Origin of the sequence: Hohaiivirga grylli (assembly GCF_039655745.1) — a bacterium.
Lineage (GTDB): Bacteria > Pseudomonadota > Alphaproteobacteria > Rhizobiales > Beijerinckiaceae > Hohaiivirga > Hohaiivirga grylli.
On sequence record NZ_JBBYXI010000001.1, the window covers coordinates 403,604 to 418,504 of the forward strand.

A 14,901-nucleotide genomic window follows, 5' to 3' on the forward strand; every position below is an offset into this window, starting at 1 on the left:
TGCCATATCATTGTCACAGAATCTGCACAGATTATGATGCATTGCATACCGATTGAATAATCGGTGTGAAAGAACGTGTTTTTGACCGATTTTGAATAGATTTGTGTGATAAGTCTATGAGACGGTCACCTGGAAGCAACAATGACAAATACTACCCATAATAAAACAATGAAAATTCTCTCTGGTCTGGATTCTGCCGGACAGCCTCTTCCTGAAGAAATGCTTTTTCTTGGGCGGATTGGGCCACTCGAAGTCAGAATGGCGACAACTCTGGAAGAGCTGTATGAATCCCAGAGACTGCGGTTTGAGATTTTTTATGGTGAAATGTCAGCTGTTGTCACCGATGAGGTTGTCCAGACAGGTCTTGATGCGGATGCATATGATGAAATATGTGACCATCTGCTGGTGCTTGACCATTCCCGTGAGGTAGATGGTAAGCCAGCTGTCGTTGGAACATATCGCCTGCTGCGTCAGGAAATTGCCAATAAATATCTTGGCTTCTATACCGCCTCAGAATTCAATGTCGGGCCATTGATTGCAGCAAATCCTGATCTCAACTTCCTTGAGCTTGGGCGCTCATGCGTCATGAAGGAGTACCGGGATAAGCGAACGGTTGAACTGCTATGGCAGGGCATCTGGAATTATGTACGTCGCAACAAGCTTGATGTAATGTTCGGCTGTGCCAGTCTTGAAGGTGTTAATCCGCAGGACAATGCTTTGCCTCTAAGCTTTCTGCACCATTTTGCCTCTTCTCCGGAAGAGTGGAAAGTGCGGGCTCTTGATGAACGTTTCGTCGACATGAACATGATGGCGAAAGAAGAAATCAATCCCAAGCATGCATTGCATGAACTACCACCCATGGTGAAAGGCTACCTGCGTCTTGGTGCGAGCTTTGGTGAGGGTGCCGTTGTTGATTATGATTTTGGAACGACAGATGTTCTGGTGATGCTGCCGGTTTCAGCTATCAACCCACGTTATCTGACTTACTTCAACGAAACAGGTGAAGTTATTGTCTAACTCTGGTGTTTCGTAGCCAGAGCCTTTTCCCATTCAAGTCTGACGTCACTATCCGTTTCTTGCGGATAGTGATTTTCTTTTATTCTGAAGAGGTCTTCTGTATCAAGCAGACGAACCAGAGCCCAGACTGACATAGCACGTATCATTGGCTCATCGTTTGACAAGAGATTGATGACTTGTGGTACAAGCTCTGGATTGCGGGAGTTCCCCGCGGCAATCAGCACGTTACGCATGAAACGCGTGTGCCCGAGCCGTCGAACGGGCGTTCCGGAGAAGCGATCGCGAAACATCTGATCATCCAGAGCCAGAAGGTCTGTGAGTGCAGGCCCGGCGAGATCATCTTTCTGCGCGAGTTTGATTTCGCTGCTTTGGCGAGCAAACTTGTTCCATGGGCAGATGGCAACACAATCGTCACAACCAAAAATCCGGTTGCCAATGGCTTCTCTGAATTCCTCAGGAATCTGTTCTTTTAATTCAATAGTCAGATAAGAAATACAGCGTCGTGAATCGAGATTTCCCGGACCTGTAAAAGCATCTGTTGGGCAGATATCAAGGCAACGGCGGCATGAACCACAATGATCAACCTCTGGTTCATCATAGGGCAGCTCAATAGTGGTAAAGATGGATCCAAGAAACAGCCAGTTACCAAACTCACGTGAAACCAAAACACTATGTTTCCCTTGCCAGCCGAGGCCCGCAGCTTGAGCAAGAGGTTTTTCCATAACAGGGGCTGTATCAACAAAGACCTTTACATCACCACCCCCACGTGTCGCGAGGAGGCCAGCAACTTCCTTAAGCTTGCCTTTGAGAATATCGTGGTAGTCACGACTGCGGGCATAAACGGAAATTGAGCCACGGTCTGGTTGATTGATATAAGCAAGAGGATCTTCCTTCGGACCATAGTTCATGCCAAGCATGACAATGCTTTTCACGTCCGACCAGAGGGCTTTAGGGGTGTGGCGGCGATCTTCCGTTTCTTCCATCCATGTCATGGAGCCGTGGTGGTTTTCTGATAGCCATGCGCGCAGCTTGCCAGATGCCATGGGAATTGCGTCCGCATTTGTAATGCGGATGACATCAAACCCCAGCTTTTCTGCACGCTCAATGAGGGCGCGTTTCAGCTTTTCCAGTTTCAAAAATCCAGATTGGTGTAATGGCTGACCGGGGCCATGCCCGGAATCCGATCGTTCAGAATGGAGCGGAATGCTCGTCTTGATTTTATTCTCGCGTACCATTCCTTGGCCGTTGGTTGTTCATCCCACGGGACATCACCGAGATAATCTGCTGTCGATAGATGTGCGGCAGCAGCCATATCTGCATAGCTTAATTTATCACCGGCAAGCCAGTTCCGTTTAGAAGTCAGATAGCCGATGTACTGGAGATGATAACGTATATTTGCGCGTGCTGCACGTATCATCGCCATGTCGGGGGCACCACCACCCATACTCATCGGAATAAAGCGCTTGTAGATTTTCTCGTGTACGAGATAACTGCTGACTTCTTCATGAAACTTATTGAGAAACCAGTCCATCAAACGGCGAATTTCTGCACGCTCAGCCGGTGATTCTGGCAAAAGCCGTCTGTCGCCCATGCCCAAGCCTCTGGTCTCATCCAGATATTCAGCAATTACACCAGCACCAGAGACGACAAAGCCACCATCTTCAATAAGGACGGGAGTTGTCCCGGCAGGATTGATTGCCAGAAATTCCATACGGCGTTCCCAAGGGCGCTCTTCCACAAATTGTGGCTCCATACCCATCTCTCCGAGGATGATGCGTATAAAGCGCGAATGTGGGCAGAATGGGTAATGATGAATAAGCGCCATCTAAGATTCGTCTTGCCACCGAGTGAATTTAAAAGGTTTTTTGAAGTCTGCTTAAAGAGCAGGATTTCGTTAACGTATGGTAACCATTCACAAGAGCAGATACTGATTTTGTGAAAAGTTATACGAGAGTAGGTCTTAATTTGTTTGGTAAAAGGGCAATGAGACTGAAAAAAGGCAAAGAAGTGCAATAAAAACTTCTCTTTTTAAGTATCTGCAGGCGCGGTAACCATAATGAAAGAAAGTGCTGCGAAAGTTGCATCATTGGATTGGGTTTTAAGTTTTGAACTGAAAAGGCATCATTATGGAATACCTACAGGCAGCCTTACTTGGTGTCGTTGAGGGTCTGACGGAGTTTTTACCGGTCTCATCAACCGGGCATCTCTTGTTGCTGGGACATTTCATTGGGTTCAATTCCCCAACCCGAACCTTTGAGGTCCTCATCCAGCTTGGTGCTATTCTTGCAATCCTTCTGGTGTATGCACGACGCCTGATTGATATTGCCAAGGCACTTCCAACCAGCCCTCAGGCCCGGCGGTTTGTGATTGGAGTTTTGGTAGCTTTTCTACCAGCGGCTTTATTTGGCGCTTTGTTTCATGGTTTTATCAAGGGCGTTCTTTTCAACCCCTATGTGGTCTGCTTTACGCTGATTGGCGGCGGTCTGATACTGCTGGTTGTCGATGAATATTCGTTTGAGCCAAAATATACGGATGCAACAGCATTCCCGCTGTCCGTCTATGCCAAGATTGGTTTTATCCAGTGTATTGCAATGATTCCAGGTGTCTCACGGTCTGGGGCAACGATTGTTGGTGGGCTTCTTTTGGGGGCTGATAAAAGGTCGGCTGCTGAGTTTTCATTCTTTCTGGCGATGCCGACAATGGCAGGTGCCTTCGTATATGACCTATTTAAGAATTATCGTTATCTGTCATTTGATGATGGAGCGCTCATTCTTATTGGATTTATCTTTGCTTTTGGCGCAGGCCTTTTCGTCGTGCGCGGGTTCCTTGACTACATCTCACGTCACGGTTTTATGCCATTTGCATGGTGGCGTATCATTGTTGGCTCTGTCGGCCTGGCCGGGTTATTTGCATTCGGCTAAGTAAGATATCCTTAGCCGGGTAGCGGCACAGGTCACTGATGATGCAGCGTGCGCATTCGGGTTTACGTGCTTTGCAGACATAACGGCCGTGCAGGATCATCCAGTGATGTGCATGTAAAAGATATTCTTTCGGAATAAGTTTCTCGAGCGGGGCCTGCGTCTCAAGAGGCGTGCGGGTATGGACGAGTGGAATGCGGTTGGCGACCCGGAAGATATGTGTATCAACCGCAATCCTGGGAACGTTGAATGCAACATTCATAACAACACTGGCCGTTTTCTTGCCAACACCGGGGAGTGTTTGCAATGCGTCGATGTCCATCGGGACTTTGCCACCGAAATTCTCAATGAGTTTTTCTGAAAGTGCTATGACGTTTTTAGCTTTGGTATTGAAGTAATTGATTGTGCGAATGCACTCACGCAAGCCGTCTTCACCAAGCTCCAGCATTTTCTCCGGCGTATCTGCAAGCGGGAAAAGCTTTTGGGTTGCTTTGTTGACGCCCACATCCGTTGCCTGCGCCGATAGGGCAACTGCCACCAGCAACGTATAGGAATTGGTATATTCCAGTTCACTTCGTGGAGCAGGGTTTTGCTCCTGAAAGCGTCTGAAGATTTCTGAAACAGTTTTTTTATCGACCGTCTTAACGGCTGGCGTAGCTTTAGTCATTGAAGCTTTATACAAGTGATGAGCAGTTACAGAAAGAGTTTCACGATCCTTGATAGGAAAAAATCACATAGAATTGAGGAAAAGAAAAGAGGATGCTGAAATCGGGTGTCTGTTTCCATGTTTGGGCATTATGCTGCACAGGAATGAGAAGCCAAGGCGATAACTGAAATTCTTAAAAGTGTTCTTGCGCAAGCTAATGCAGAAGCCAACCCGGTAGACGATTATGAAACGGTGAAGGCTATCATCGCGTTTATTTCTGAGAACTGGTGGCAACAGCCTGAACTTGAAGAGATAGCCAAGCACGTCGGCCTTTCAGAGAGGGCGGATCATCAATTATTTCGGCGTTGGGGAGGTTTAACACCAAAGGCTTTTTTTACAGGCTATCACGCTCGATAATGCCAAAGGCCTGCTGCAAAACTCGGCAAGTATTCTTGAAACCTCGTTTGAGGTTGGTCTATCCGGTCTGGGACGATTGCACGATCTGTTCGTAACCCATGAAGCGATGTCTCCCGGAGATTCAAAAAGGGTGGTGCCGGTATCACTATGAAATATGGATTCCATCCTTCTCCTTTTGGTGAGCTTATTCTTGTTATAACCTCCCGCGGACTTGCAGGACTTGGGTTTGTTGATGACGGCAATCGGGAATATTCATTAGCCGATATGCAGAGCCGCTGACCGAACGCAGAATATGTGCATGATGATGAGGCTGTTGCGCCTTACGCCTTACGTATTTTCAATCCTGATCAATGGAGTGAAGAGCAACCTCTGCGTATTGTCTTAATCGGAACTGATTTTGAAATCCGTGTTTGGGAAACGCTTTTGCGTATTCCGATGAGGCAGGTCACGACCTACTCTGATGTTGCCAATTATATCGGTAATCCAAAAGCATCGCGTGCGGTCGGTACGGCCGTTGAACGAAATCCAATTTCGTTTGTGGTGCCGTCCATCGCATTATCGGACGATCAGGTGCGCTGACAGGATATCATTGGGGCATCACCCGCAAGCAGGCTATACTCGGGTGGGAGTTCGCAGAACGCACCTGAACAAGATCATGCGCCCTGATTTAATAAGGGCGTAATCCCGTCATATCATTAAAGTGCGGATGCTATTTCGGCGACAATCTCTTTTGCTGCTGCGACAGGGTCGGCAGCTGCTGTAATTGGGCGACCAACAACAAGATGAGTTGAGCCGGACCGGATGGCCATTGCAGGTGTGACGATACGTTTCTGATCATCTGCACTTGAACCTGCCGGGCGAATGCCTGGGGTGACAATCAACTTATCTGTTCCGATAATTTCCTGCACACGACCAGCTTCAGTTGCTGCGCAGACAATACCATCAATGCCAATATCCTTGGCCTGAGCAGCACGCTTTGCAACGAGTTCAGAAACTGTGCCGCTATAACCAGCCTCAATAAAATCATTGTTGTCGTAAGATGTCAGAACAGTCACCGCGATAACTTTGAGATTACTGCCAGCTTTGCCTTTGACGGCTGCACGCATTGTCTGCGGGTAGGCATGAACCGTTGCGAGTGTAACGCCCATCTGTGCGATAGAACGAATACCTTCTTCAACCGTATTGCCAATGTCGTGAAGCTTGAGATCAAGGAAGACTTTTTTGCCAACGGCAATCAGTTCGCGTGCGAGTTCAAAGCCGCCTGCATATCCAAGCTGATACCCGATTTTGTAGAAAACAACCTCATCTCCCAGTTTCCTGACCAATGCTCTTGCTTCATCAATTGATGAGATATCCAGAGCAACAATGAGGCGTTCACGGGCTGCTGAGAGATTCATGTTTCACTTCGTTGGTTGTAAACCCAGACACGGGCTGGTGGCATATTGCGCCAGATGCGCTTTGAGGCCTGACATGTATGGCTTGGCAGTTCCTCAGGAATAGGCGGCATTAAGGCGTAGGTGAATTGGATAAATGGGGCATCTGCCGCCATGAGCGTGGTTGCTTCATTAAGTAATGATACGCGGGTATCCAGAGGCTTGGTCATCAGCGGAAGGCTGGAAACGACAGCCGCCGCTGGCTCAGAGAGAACACCCTTTAAGGTATCCGTAATGTTATAGGCATCACCCTGAATGATGGTTGCTTCCGGAAAGCGACGCTTTAGTAACTTACAAAAATCAGCACTGTATTCGACAAGGATAAGCCGGTTTTGCGGGATACCGTGGCGAACCAGTGCCTGCGTAACCGGGCCCGTGCCCGGGCCCAGCTCAATAACCGGGCCAACAATATCTGAATTGACATAAGAAGCCATGGCCCGGGCTAGCCAGGGGCTCGAGGGAGCAACTGCTCCAGTCATCAGCGGACGCTCAAGCCATGAGCGCCAGAACCGCGCCTGATCAACCGATTTATCTTTAGCTGCAGTGACGATTTTACGTCGTGACAGCGGGGAAGATGACGGAAACACGGGGCTAAATCTCTCAATTGGCGGGCAGGTACGCGTTAAGCTTCAAACCTGTCGATGTTATTCCTTAGCGCGTAACACTGAAACCATCAAAGAAATCTTTCATTCTGGCAAAAAAACCTGAGCATTCAGGGTTAGTGTCTTTTGATGATTCCGCATTAAACTCTTTTAAAAGCTCACGTTGACGCTTCGTCAGCTTCTGTGGAGTTTCCACAACCACCTGGATGTAAAGATCGCCAGTTGTCCGGGATCTCAGGACGGGCATACCTTTTCCACGAATGCGGATTTGTTTCCCGGTCTGTGTTCCTTCCGGAATATTGACCTTCTCTTCTGAGCCATCAATACCGGGAACCGTGATTTCATCACCAAGAGCCGCATCAACCATGGAAATTGGCACACGGCAGAAAAGATCTGCCCCATCGCGCTGGAAAAACTGGTGTGGTTTGATTGACAGGAAGATATAAAGATCACCTGCAGGGCCGCCACGTAATCCGCTTTCGCCTTCTCCAGCTAAACGGATACGGGTGCCGTCCTCAACGCCTGCCGGAATATTGACTGAAAGGGTGCGTTCTTTTGTGACCCGACCTGCACCACCGCATTTATCACATGGGTCATCAATGACCTCGCCGCGGCCATGACAATTGGGGCAGGTGCGCTCAACCGCGAAGAACCCCTGTGACGCCCGAACGCGGCCATGACCCCCACATGTGGGACACTGGTGTGGTTTTGATCCGGCCTTTGCACCTGTTCCCGTACAGGCTTCGCAGGTTACTGCGATCGGGGCTTTGATGGTTTCTTCCTTGCCTGTGAAGGCTTCTTCTAATGTAATCTCAAGATTATAACGCAGGTCTGAGCCACGTTCACGACCTGCTGTGCCGCGTCCTCGACCACCAGCATTACCCGGTCCGGCACCACCTCCGAAGAATGAGTCGAAAATATCGCTCATGAAATCTGAGAAGTCATTTCCAAAGCCCGGGCCGCCAGCTCCACCACCGCCACCATTGACGAAAGCATCATGACCAAAACGGTCATAAGCTGCTTTCTTTTCGGGGTCGGATAATGTCTGGTATGCCTCGTTGATCTCTTTAAACAGGGCTTCGGCTTCTGCGTCACCTGGGTTACGATCAGGATGATATTTCATTGCGAGCTTGCGGAAGGTGGACTTAAGCTCCACTTCCGTGACAGTCTTTTTGACACCCAGTATTTCGTAATAGTCCCGTTTGGACATCAGTTGTACCCTATTTTCGACCTATCTCCGCTTCCTTATCCGGTAAGCTCTCAGGTCCTTGTGCAGTTTGAGCTTTAAGCCGTTTATACTGCTTTGTTTCATCTGTAACGAATGTAAATCTGGTGACATTCGTTAGAGGAAATCCCCGGATGTATTGAGTCCGGGGATTTCTGGTGCTTCATGAAATCAGGCTGAATTAGCCCTTTTTCTTAGCCTCGTCGTCGACTTCCTGGAAGTCTGCGTCAATGACGTCTTCTTCCTGATGGTCGCCAGCAGCTTCTTCGCCACCTTCACCAGCAGCCTGTGAAGCCTTGTACATAGCTTCACCAAGCTTCATGGAAGCCTGCATCAGATCTGTTGTGCGGGCCTTGATTGTTTCAAGGTCAGCGCCTTCCAAAGCTGAGCGCAGAGCGTCAGTTGCTGTTTCGATACCCTGCTTGTCTTCATCGGACACCTTGTCGCCATGCTCTTCGAGTGACTTCTCGGTTGTGTGGATGAGACTTTCAGCGTGGTTCTTGGCTTCAACCATTTCACGGCGGGCTTTATCTTCCGCAGCGTTGGCTTCAGCTTCCTTGACCATCTTGTCAATGTCAGCATCAGACAGACCACCATTGGCCTGAATCTGGATTGCCTGTTCCTTACCGGTTGCCTTGTCTTTGGCTGTGACATTGACGATGCCGTTTGCGTCGATATCGAATGTTACTTCAATCTGTGGAACGCCGCGTGGTGCTGGCGGAATGCCCATCAGATCAAACTGGCCAAGCATCTTGTTGTCGGCAGCCATTTCGCGTTCCCCTTGGAAAACACGAATGGTCACGGCGCTCTGATTATCATCAGCCGTCGAGAAGACCTGACTCTTCTTGGTCGGAATGGTCGTGTTACGGTCAATCAGACGTGTGAAGACACCACCGAGTGTCTCGATACCAAGTGAAAGCGGAGTAACGTCGAGGAGCAGAACGTCTTTAACGTCGCCCTGAAGAACACCGGCCTGGATGGCGGCACCAATGGCAACAACCTCATCAGGGTTCACACCCTTGTGTGGCTCTTTACCAAAGAACTTCTTCACGACTTCCTGAATCTTAGGCATACGTGTCATGCCGCCGACCAGAACAACTTCGCTGATTTCACCAGCTGAAAGACCTGCGTCTTTCAGTGCCTTCTTGCATGGCTCAATTGTGCGCTGAACGAGATCGTCAACGAGAGACTCGAACTTTGCACGAGACAGCTTCAGAGCAAGGTGCTTAGGACCGGAAGCATCAGCCGTGATGTATGGCAGGTTGATTTCGGTTTGTGTTGCAGAAGACAGTTCAATCTTGGCCTTTTCTGCAGCTTCCTTCAGGCGCTGAAGGGCGAGCTTGTCCTTTGTCAGGTCAATACCCTGTTCCTTCTTGAACTCAGCAGCAAGATATTCAACCAGACGGTTGTCAAAATCTTCACCACCAAGGAAGGTGTCGCCGTTTGTAGACTTCACCTCAAAAACGCCATCACCGATTTCGAGGATGGAGACGTCAAACGTACCACCACCAAGATCATAAACAACGATTGTACCGGAGCTGCTCTTGTCAAGGCCATAGGCCAGAGCTGCTGCTGTTGGTTCGTTGATGATACGCAGAACTTCAAGACCGGCAATCTTACCAGCATCTTTGGTTGCCTGACGCTGAGCATCGTTAAAGTATGCAGGAACTGTAATAACAGCCTGTGTTACAGTCTGGCCCAGATAGGATTCAGCGGTTTCTTTCATCTTCTGAAGAGTGAAAGCAGAAACCTGCGAAGGAGAATAATCCTTACCTTCTGCAGATACCCATGCATCACCATTGCCGCCTTTGACGATCTTGTAAGGAACAAGACCCTTATCCTTCTGTGTTAAAGGATCATCATAAGTACGGCCAATCAGGCGTTTAATTGCAAAAAGTGTATTTTCCGGATTTGTGACAGCCTGACGTTTGGCCGGCTGGCCAACGAGACGCTCACCGTCGTCCGTGAAAGCGACGATAGATGGGGTTGTACGGGCCCCTTCCGCATTTTCAATAACCTTTGGAGTTGTACCTTCCATTACTGCAACGCAGGAATTTGTTGTACCAAGGTCAATACCGATAACTTTACCCATGGCGGGATCCCTCATTTCCTCAAGCAGACCGCCGGACTCCGAAGCCGTCCGGCCCATGGCTGATGATTTTAAGATTTCAGGGCGGGAACTGAACCGTTCCAACCCGTGCATAGCTCATATAAGAACCTTGAATGCACCTCGCAAGACCATCCACGAATTGAATCTAGAAAGAAGTGCAATTTTTTTAGTCTTACGGGCCTAAGATAATCTGTTTTCTTTACTTTCTGCGACTTTTCACTTTTCAAACCATTATCCATTGGCAATGCCGTATCAGAAGAAAGTCTGATTTTTGATGACAGTTCCGTGACAGGTTCTGGTTGTAGGCTTGCTTCAAGAGAACCTGACTCCAAAGAGGATTTTAAAATAATAGCGCTAGGATTGAGAGGCGCGTTTTTGAGAGAAATTCAAACATCAGCATATGACGGGATATCTTTGGAAGTCTTCGTTTTCTTATAAATTACTATTTAAAAATCAATAGGTTATAGGGAGAAAACATATGTTGCCAGTAGTCAGAGGTGTCTGTAGTGCCTCACTGATCATGTTGTGTTCCTTTGGTCCGGCCTGGGCTGCAAGTGATGAGCTTGTTGCGGCCGCCAAGAAGGAAGGTGTTGTTTCGATTTATTCGGCAACCGATATGTCTCAGGCACAGACATTGCTCGATGCCTTCAAGCGTAAGTATCCTGAAATTCGGGTTGATTATAATGATCTCGGCACCAATGGTGTTTACAATCGTGTAATCTCGGAAGCTGCGGCCAAACAGGTTGGTGGCGATTTCCTATGGACATCAGCCATGGATCAGACCGTTAAGCTGGCTCAGGATGGTTATCTCGCAACCTATAAATCCCCAGAAATTCCGGCTTTGCCCAGCTGGGCACATTACAATGACACCGTTTATGCCACGACAATTGAGCCGATTGGCATGATCTATAACAAGACACTTCTGCCGGAAAATGAAGTGCCAAAGACACGTGCTGATCTGATTGCCTTCATGAAAAGCGATAAGGCAAAAGGGCGTGTCGGTACTTTTGACCCTGAGAAGTCGGGTGTCGGTTTCATGATCCAGACAAATGATATGAAGCAGACCGGTAATTACTGGGATCTCGTTGCTGAATTTGGCGCTGCGGGCGGAAAAACTTATTCAGCAAGTGGAGCCATGCGTGAAACCGTGGTGTCAGGCGAAAACATTCTTTCATTCAACCTGATAGGTTCTTATGCTTTCGACTGGGTAAAGGATTCTCCTAATCTCGGCGTTGCCTTTGGCACTGACTATACTCCTGCTTTTTCACGTGTTGCAGCTGTAATCAAGAATGCGCCACATCCGAATGCAGGACAGCTATTCCTTGACTTCCTACTGTCGAAGGAAGGTCAGGATGCCATTGCGGCCAAGGGGCTACCATCACTTCGAACAGATGTGACAGATGGCTTTAACATCAACACACTTAATGAACGTGTTGGCGGTAATCTGAAACCAATCCCGCTTGATCAATCCCGTCTTGAGTTTATGGACCCGATGAAGCGGATGGACTTCCTGAAAAAATGGCGTGCTTCGATCAAGAGCTAACCCTCGATTTCGGAGCGAAGAAATGCGGCTTTGGTTAGTGTTCCAGAGCCGCACTCTCTCACAAAAGAGAAAGCTGTTGTGCAGTCATCAGGCTGAAAACAACGGTGTTTCAGGAGGAGTGCCATGACGGCCTATACTCATTCCGCAACATCAACGCCGCCTTTCAATAAGGTCGCTGCTGATGATGTGTCGCGCATCCCACCTTCCATCCCACGCGCGGGGGAAGCACAAAATTTTCGCAGAATTGTCATTGGATTATTGGCAATTGCCGTGTTGGCCCCGATTGTTCTGATTGCGTATCAGAGTTTTCTGGATGGCCCATTTTTCGACGCCAATGCCAAGCTGGCTTTAAGCGCCTATTCTTACATCCTGACGGATGAGATGTTCTACTCGGCTTTGTGGAACACCATTATCATGGCCTTCGGGATGGTTGCTATCGCCTGCCCACTGGGGGCAGCGTTATCATTTCTTCTCACCCGTACGGATGTGAAGTTCCGGAAGTTTCTGGAAATCATCGTACTGGTGCCCATGTTTATCTCGCCGATTGTTCTGGCATTCGGTTATACGGTTGCCGTTGGGCCTTCGGGATTTATCACGATGTTGTTTCGCGATGTTTTCGGTGGTGCACCGTGGTCACTGTACTCGCTAGCTGGCATTGTGATCGTGACAGGTCTATCACATGTCCCGCATGTCTATCTTTATGTGTCTGCTGCGATGCGTAACCTGCCATCGGATCTGGAAGAGGCAGCGCGCTCAACCGGTGCGCCTATCTGGCGTGTATGCTGGGATGTGACGGTGCCGATGGTCCTGCCAGCACTGGTTTTCGCAACGGCTCTCAACCTGCTGATCGGTTTTGAGATGTTTGGTATTCCGCTGGTTCTGGGTGACCCAAGCGGTATTGTTGTTCTGACAACCTATGTCTACAAACTGACCTCGCTGTTTGGGGTTCCGATGTATCAGCTGATGGCGGTTGTCGTTATGTTGCTGGTGCTTCTGACCCTACCGCTGGTATGGTACCAGCGCCGCCTGCTGCGTCATAGTCGTCGCTATGCTGCCTTGGGTGGCAAAGGTGCACGGACAACGGTGATGCGGCTTGGTCGAGGTGGTCAGATTATTGCGCTGTCGATCATTGGGCTCTGGCTATTTGTCTCAGTGCTCCTGCCAATTGGTGGTATTGTGTTACGTGCCTTCGTTGATGCATGGGGGCAGGGGATTAATCCGTTTGCGCATATGACGGTTCGGCATTTTGCCAATCTGGTTGAGGTACCAAGCCTGTTCCGCGGTATTACCAACACAATCATTCTCTCGGTAGTTGGTGGCGGTTTAGCCATTGTTATTTACCTGATGATTGGCCTCGCTGGTCACAGGAACCGCGGTATATCAAGCTCTGTACTTGATTATCTGGTTCTGTTGCCACGAGCCATGCCGGGTCTGATTATTGGTCTGGCCTTCTTCTGGCTGTTTCTGTTCGTGCCATTTCTGGTGCCGCTCAGAACAACGCTGATCAGTCTGCTCGCAGCCTATATTATCGTTGGTCTTTCTTATGGTCTGAGGCTTCTGCAGGGAACGTTGCTGCAGGTTAGCCCAGAGCTTGAAGAAGCAGCACGCACGACGGGTGCAACAATCAGCCGGACATGGCGTGATGTCACCATTCCGATTATCCGGCCGGGCCTCGTAGCCGCCTGGGCACTGATCATGATCGTTTTTTTACGTGACTATGCAACCGGCATTTATCTGATGAGTGCGGGAACAGAAGTCATCGGTTCTCTCATTGTTTCACAGCTGCAGTCGGGCGCTATGGATACCATTGCTGCTCTGGCTTTTGTCAGCATTCTTCTCACAGGTTTGGGTTTAAGTCTTGCCCTTCGTCTCGGAGCCAAAATCCATGACTGAGCTCGTTGTTCGCAATATTCATAAATATCTTGGTGGTCTGCATATTCTGCAAGGTGCCAATTTCTCCGCAAATCGCGGTTCTATCGTATCACTGCTCGGCGCGTCGGGCAGTGGCAAAACAACCCTGCTGCGTTGTATTGCGGGACTGGAGCAGCCTGAAGTTGGCCGTATCAGTATCGGCGACGCGGTCGTGTTCGACAGCGATAGCCGCCTGACGATGGCACCGGAAAACCGCAATATCGGCTTGGTGTTCCAGTCATATGCGCTCTGGCCACATCGGACGGTTCTGGAGAACGTTGCTTACGGTCTGAAACTTCGTAATGTGAATAAAGCTGATGCCTATAAGCGGGTTCAGACAACACTGGAGCGCATGGGGCTTGGCCATTTGGCTGAGCGTTATCCTGACCAGCTTTCTGGTGGACAGCAACAGCGCGTCGCGATCTGCCGAGCTCTTGTCTATGAGCCACGGGTCTTGCTGATGGATGAACCATTATCAAATCTTGATGCCAAGCTGCGTGAAGAAGCACGCTACTGGATACGCAAACTGGTTCTTGATTTGGAAATCTGTGGTGTGCTTGTGACCCATGACCAGTCAGAAGCACTTGCTGCTTCCGACAACATTCTGCTGTTGCGCAATGGTGCCATTGTACAAGAAGGCACGCCACAGGATATCTATTCCAAGCCAGCAAGCTTTTATGCTGCTGACTTCTTGGGTGCCAATAATGTCGCTAAAGGGCGCATTCAACATCATGCAGATGGTGCGCGTATCATTGGCCCGAACTGGTCACTGAATGGTGTTGTTGTTGGCAATGGTGGCGACAATAATGCTGAGGGTAAAGCGGTTATCCGTGTTGAGCAGATTGCTGTTCACGGGGCCCCTGCGCCTGATCGTATTGAAATGCAGCTGGAAGCCTGCCTCTATCTGGGTGACCGCTGGGAATATCGCCTGACTTGTGGTGAGCTGGAGGCGAAAGCCTTCGGGCCCAAGATGGTTCAACCCGGCAAGGTTTGGGCTGAAATCCCGCGTGAAAGTGTCTGGCTGTTCCACGAAGCAGCCTGATATCAAAAACCTCCCCTTTCCAGTACGTTGGAAAGGG

At 49.2% G+C, this 14,901-nt stretch carries 12 protein-coding genes and 1 pseudogene; 6 read left to right on the plus strand and 7 right to left on the minus strand.

The window, feature by feature from the left end:
* Window positions 1-141 precede the first annotated feature (141 nt).
* Window positions 142-1,017 carry a GNAT family N-acetyltransferase gene (locus WJT86_RS01730; RefSeq protein ID WP_346335765.1) on the plus strand — a complete coding sequence of 292 codons (876 nt, stop codon included), beginning with the start codon at window positions 142-144 and terminating at the stop codon, window positions 1,015-1,017.
* Here the strand turns inward: WJT86_RS01730 and queG are convergent.
* Both queG and WJT86_RS01740 read right to left on the minus strand, forming a co-directional pair.
* Window positions 1,014-2,153, minus strand: coding sequence for a tRNA epoxyqueuosine(34) reductase QueG (gene queG, locus WJT86_RS01735; protein WP_346335766.1), 1,140 nt, complete (start codon window positions 2,151-2,153; stop codon window positions 1,014-1,016). The two genes, WJT86_RS01730 and queG, sit on opposite strands and share 4 nt — an antisense overlap.
* Window positions 2,150-2,842 carry a glutathione S-transferase family protein gene (locus WJT86_RS01740; RefSeq protein WP_346335767.1) on the minus strand — a complete coding sequence of 231 codons (693 nt, stop codon included), beginning with the start codon at window positions 2,840-2,842 and terminating at the stop codon, window positions 2,150-2,152. Before WJT86_RS01740 ends, queG begins: the two co-directional genes overlap by 4 nt.
* Before the next feature lie 301 nt (window positions 2,843-3,143).
* On the opposite strand from WJT86_RS01740, the gene WJT86_RS01745 reads away from it, so the two are divergent.
* On the plus strand, window positions 3,144-3,938 hold the full coding sequence (locus tag WJT86_RS01745; RefSeq protein ID WP_346335768.1) for an undecaprenyl-diphosphate phosphatase: 795 nt from the start codon (window positions 3,144-3,146) through the stop codon (window positions 3,936-3,938).
* On the opposite strand, the gene nth is transcribed toward WJT86_RS01745, so the two are convergent.
* Window positions 3,892-4,602 carry an endonuclease III gene (gene nth, locus WJT86_RS01750; RefSeq protein ID WP_346335769.1) on the minus strand — a complete coding sequence of 237 codons (711 nt, stop codon included), beginning with the start codon at window positions 4,600-4,602 and terminating at the stop codon, window positions 3,892-3,894. The two genes, WJT86_RS01745 and nth, sit on opposite strands and share 47 nt — an antisense overlap.
* Window positions 4,603-4,761: 159 nt before the next feature.
* On the opposite strand from nth, the pseudogene WJT86_RS01755 reads away from it, so the two are divergent.
* Window positions 4,762-5,645 (plus strand): annotated as a pseudogene (locus tag WJT86_RS01755) (methylated-DNA--[protein]-cysteine S-methyltransferase).
* 48 nt (window positions 5,646-5,693) lie between these two features.
* Here the strand turns inward: WJT86_RS01755 and pyrF are convergent.
* The 4 genes from pyrF to dnaK form a co-directional block, all read right to left on the minus strand.
* A complete protein-coding gene (pyrF, locus tag WJT86_RS01760) occupies window positions 5,694-6,395 on the minus strand; it encodes an orotidine-5'-phosphate decarboxylase (protein ID WP_346335770.1) in 702 nt (233 codons plus the stop codon).
* A complete protein-coding gene (locus tag WJT86_RS01765) occupies window positions 6,392-6,997 on the minus strand; it encodes a class I SAM-dependent methyltransferase (protein ID WP_346336276.1) in 606 nt (201 codons plus the stop codon). Before WJT86_RS01765 ends, pyrF begins: the two co-directional genes overlap by 4 nt.
* 85 nt (window positions 6,998-7,082) lie before the next feature.
* Window positions 7,083-8,243 carry a molecular chaperone DnaJ gene (gene dnaJ / locus WJT86_RS01770; RefSeq protein WP_346335771.1) on the minus strand — a complete coding sequence of 387 codons (1,161 nt, stop codon included), beginning with the start codon at window positions 8,241-8,243 and terminating at the stop codon, window positions 7,083-7,085.
* Window positions 8,244-8,439: 196 nt separating this feature from the next.
* Window positions 8,440-10,350, minus strand: coding sequence for a molecular chaperone DnaK (gene dnaK / locus WJT86_RS01775; protein ID WP_346335772.1), 1,911 nt, complete (start codon window positions 10,348-10,350; stop codon window positions 8,440-8,442).
* Between the two features lie 496 nt (window positions 10,351-10,846).
* On the opposite strand from dnaK, the gene WJT86_RS01780 reads away from it, so the two are divergent.
* From WJT86_RS01780 to WJT86_RS01790, 3 genes are all read left to right on the plus strand, one after another.
* Window positions 10,847-11,911 (plus strand): ABC transporter substrate-binding protein, encoded by a 1,065-nt coding sequence (locus WJT86_RS01780; protein ID WP_346335773.1) that lies wholly within the window; start codon window positions 10,847-10,849, stop codon window positions 11,909-11,911.
* A gap of 123 nt (window positions 11,912-12,034) precedes the next feature.
* The gene (locus tag WJT86_RS01785) at window positions 12,035-13,804 is read left to right on the plus strand and encodes an ABC transporter permease (RefSeq protein WP_346335774.1); all 1,770 of its coding nucleotides are present in this window, start codon (window positions 12,035-12,037) and stop codon (window positions 13,802-13,804) included.
* Window positions 13,797-14,864 carry an ABC transporter ATP-binding protein gene (locus tag WJT86_RS01790; RefSeq protein ID WP_346335775.1) on the plus strand — a complete coding sequence of 356 codons (1,068 nt, stop codon included), beginning with the start codon at window positions 13,797-13,799 and terminating at the stop codon, window positions 14,862-14,864. The genes WJT86_RS01785 and WJT86_RS01790 overlap by 8 nt, the downstream gene beginning before the upstream one ends.
* Window positions 14,865-14,901 lie beyond the last annotated feature (37 nt).

What these genes read in the sequence shown, in the direction of transcription:
- dnaJ (WP_346335771.1), bottom strand. Translation starts at nt 8,243, where the DNA reads ATGTCCAAACGGGACTATTACGAAATACTGGGTGTCAAAAAGACTGTC.
- WJT86_RS01780 (WP_346335773.1), top strand. Translation starts at nt 10,847, where the DNA reads ATGTTGCCAGTAGTCAGAGGTGTCTGTAGTGCCTCACTGATCATGTTG.
- WJT86_RS01745 (WP_346335768.1), top strand. Translation starts at nt 3,144, where the DNA reads ATGGAATACCTACAGGCAGCCTTACTTGGTGTCGTTGAGGGTCTGACG.
- WJT86_RS01790 (WP_346335775.1), top strand. Translation starts at nt 13,797, where the DNA reads ATGACTGAGCTCGTTGTTCGCAATATTCATAAATATCTTGGTGGTCTG.
- WJT86_RS01740 (WP_346335767.1), bottom strand. Translation starts at nt 2,842, where the DNA reads ATGGCGCTTATTCATCATTACCCATTCTGCCCACATTCGCGCTTTATA.
- WJT86_RS01730 (WP_346335765.1), top strand. Translation starts at nt 142, where the DNA reads ATGACAAATACTACCCATAATAAAACAATGAAAATTCTCTCTGGTCTG.
- WJT86_RS01785 (WP_346335774.1), top strand. Translation starts at nt 12,035, where the DNA reads ATGACGGCCTATACTCATTCCGCAACATCAACGCCGCCTTTCAATAAG.
- dnaK (WP_346335772.1), bottom strand. Translation starts at nt 10,350, where the DNA reads ATGGGTAAAGTTATCGGTATTGACCTTGGTACAACAAATTCCTGCGTT.
- pyrF (WP_346335770.1), bottom strand. Translation starts at nt 6,395, where the DNA reads ATGAATCTCTCAGCAGCCCGTGAACGCCTCATTGTTGCTCTGGATATC.
- nth (WP_346335769.1), bottom strand. Translation starts at nt 4,602, where the DNA reads ATGACTAAAGCTACGCCAGCCGTTAAGACGGTCGATAAAAAAACTGTT.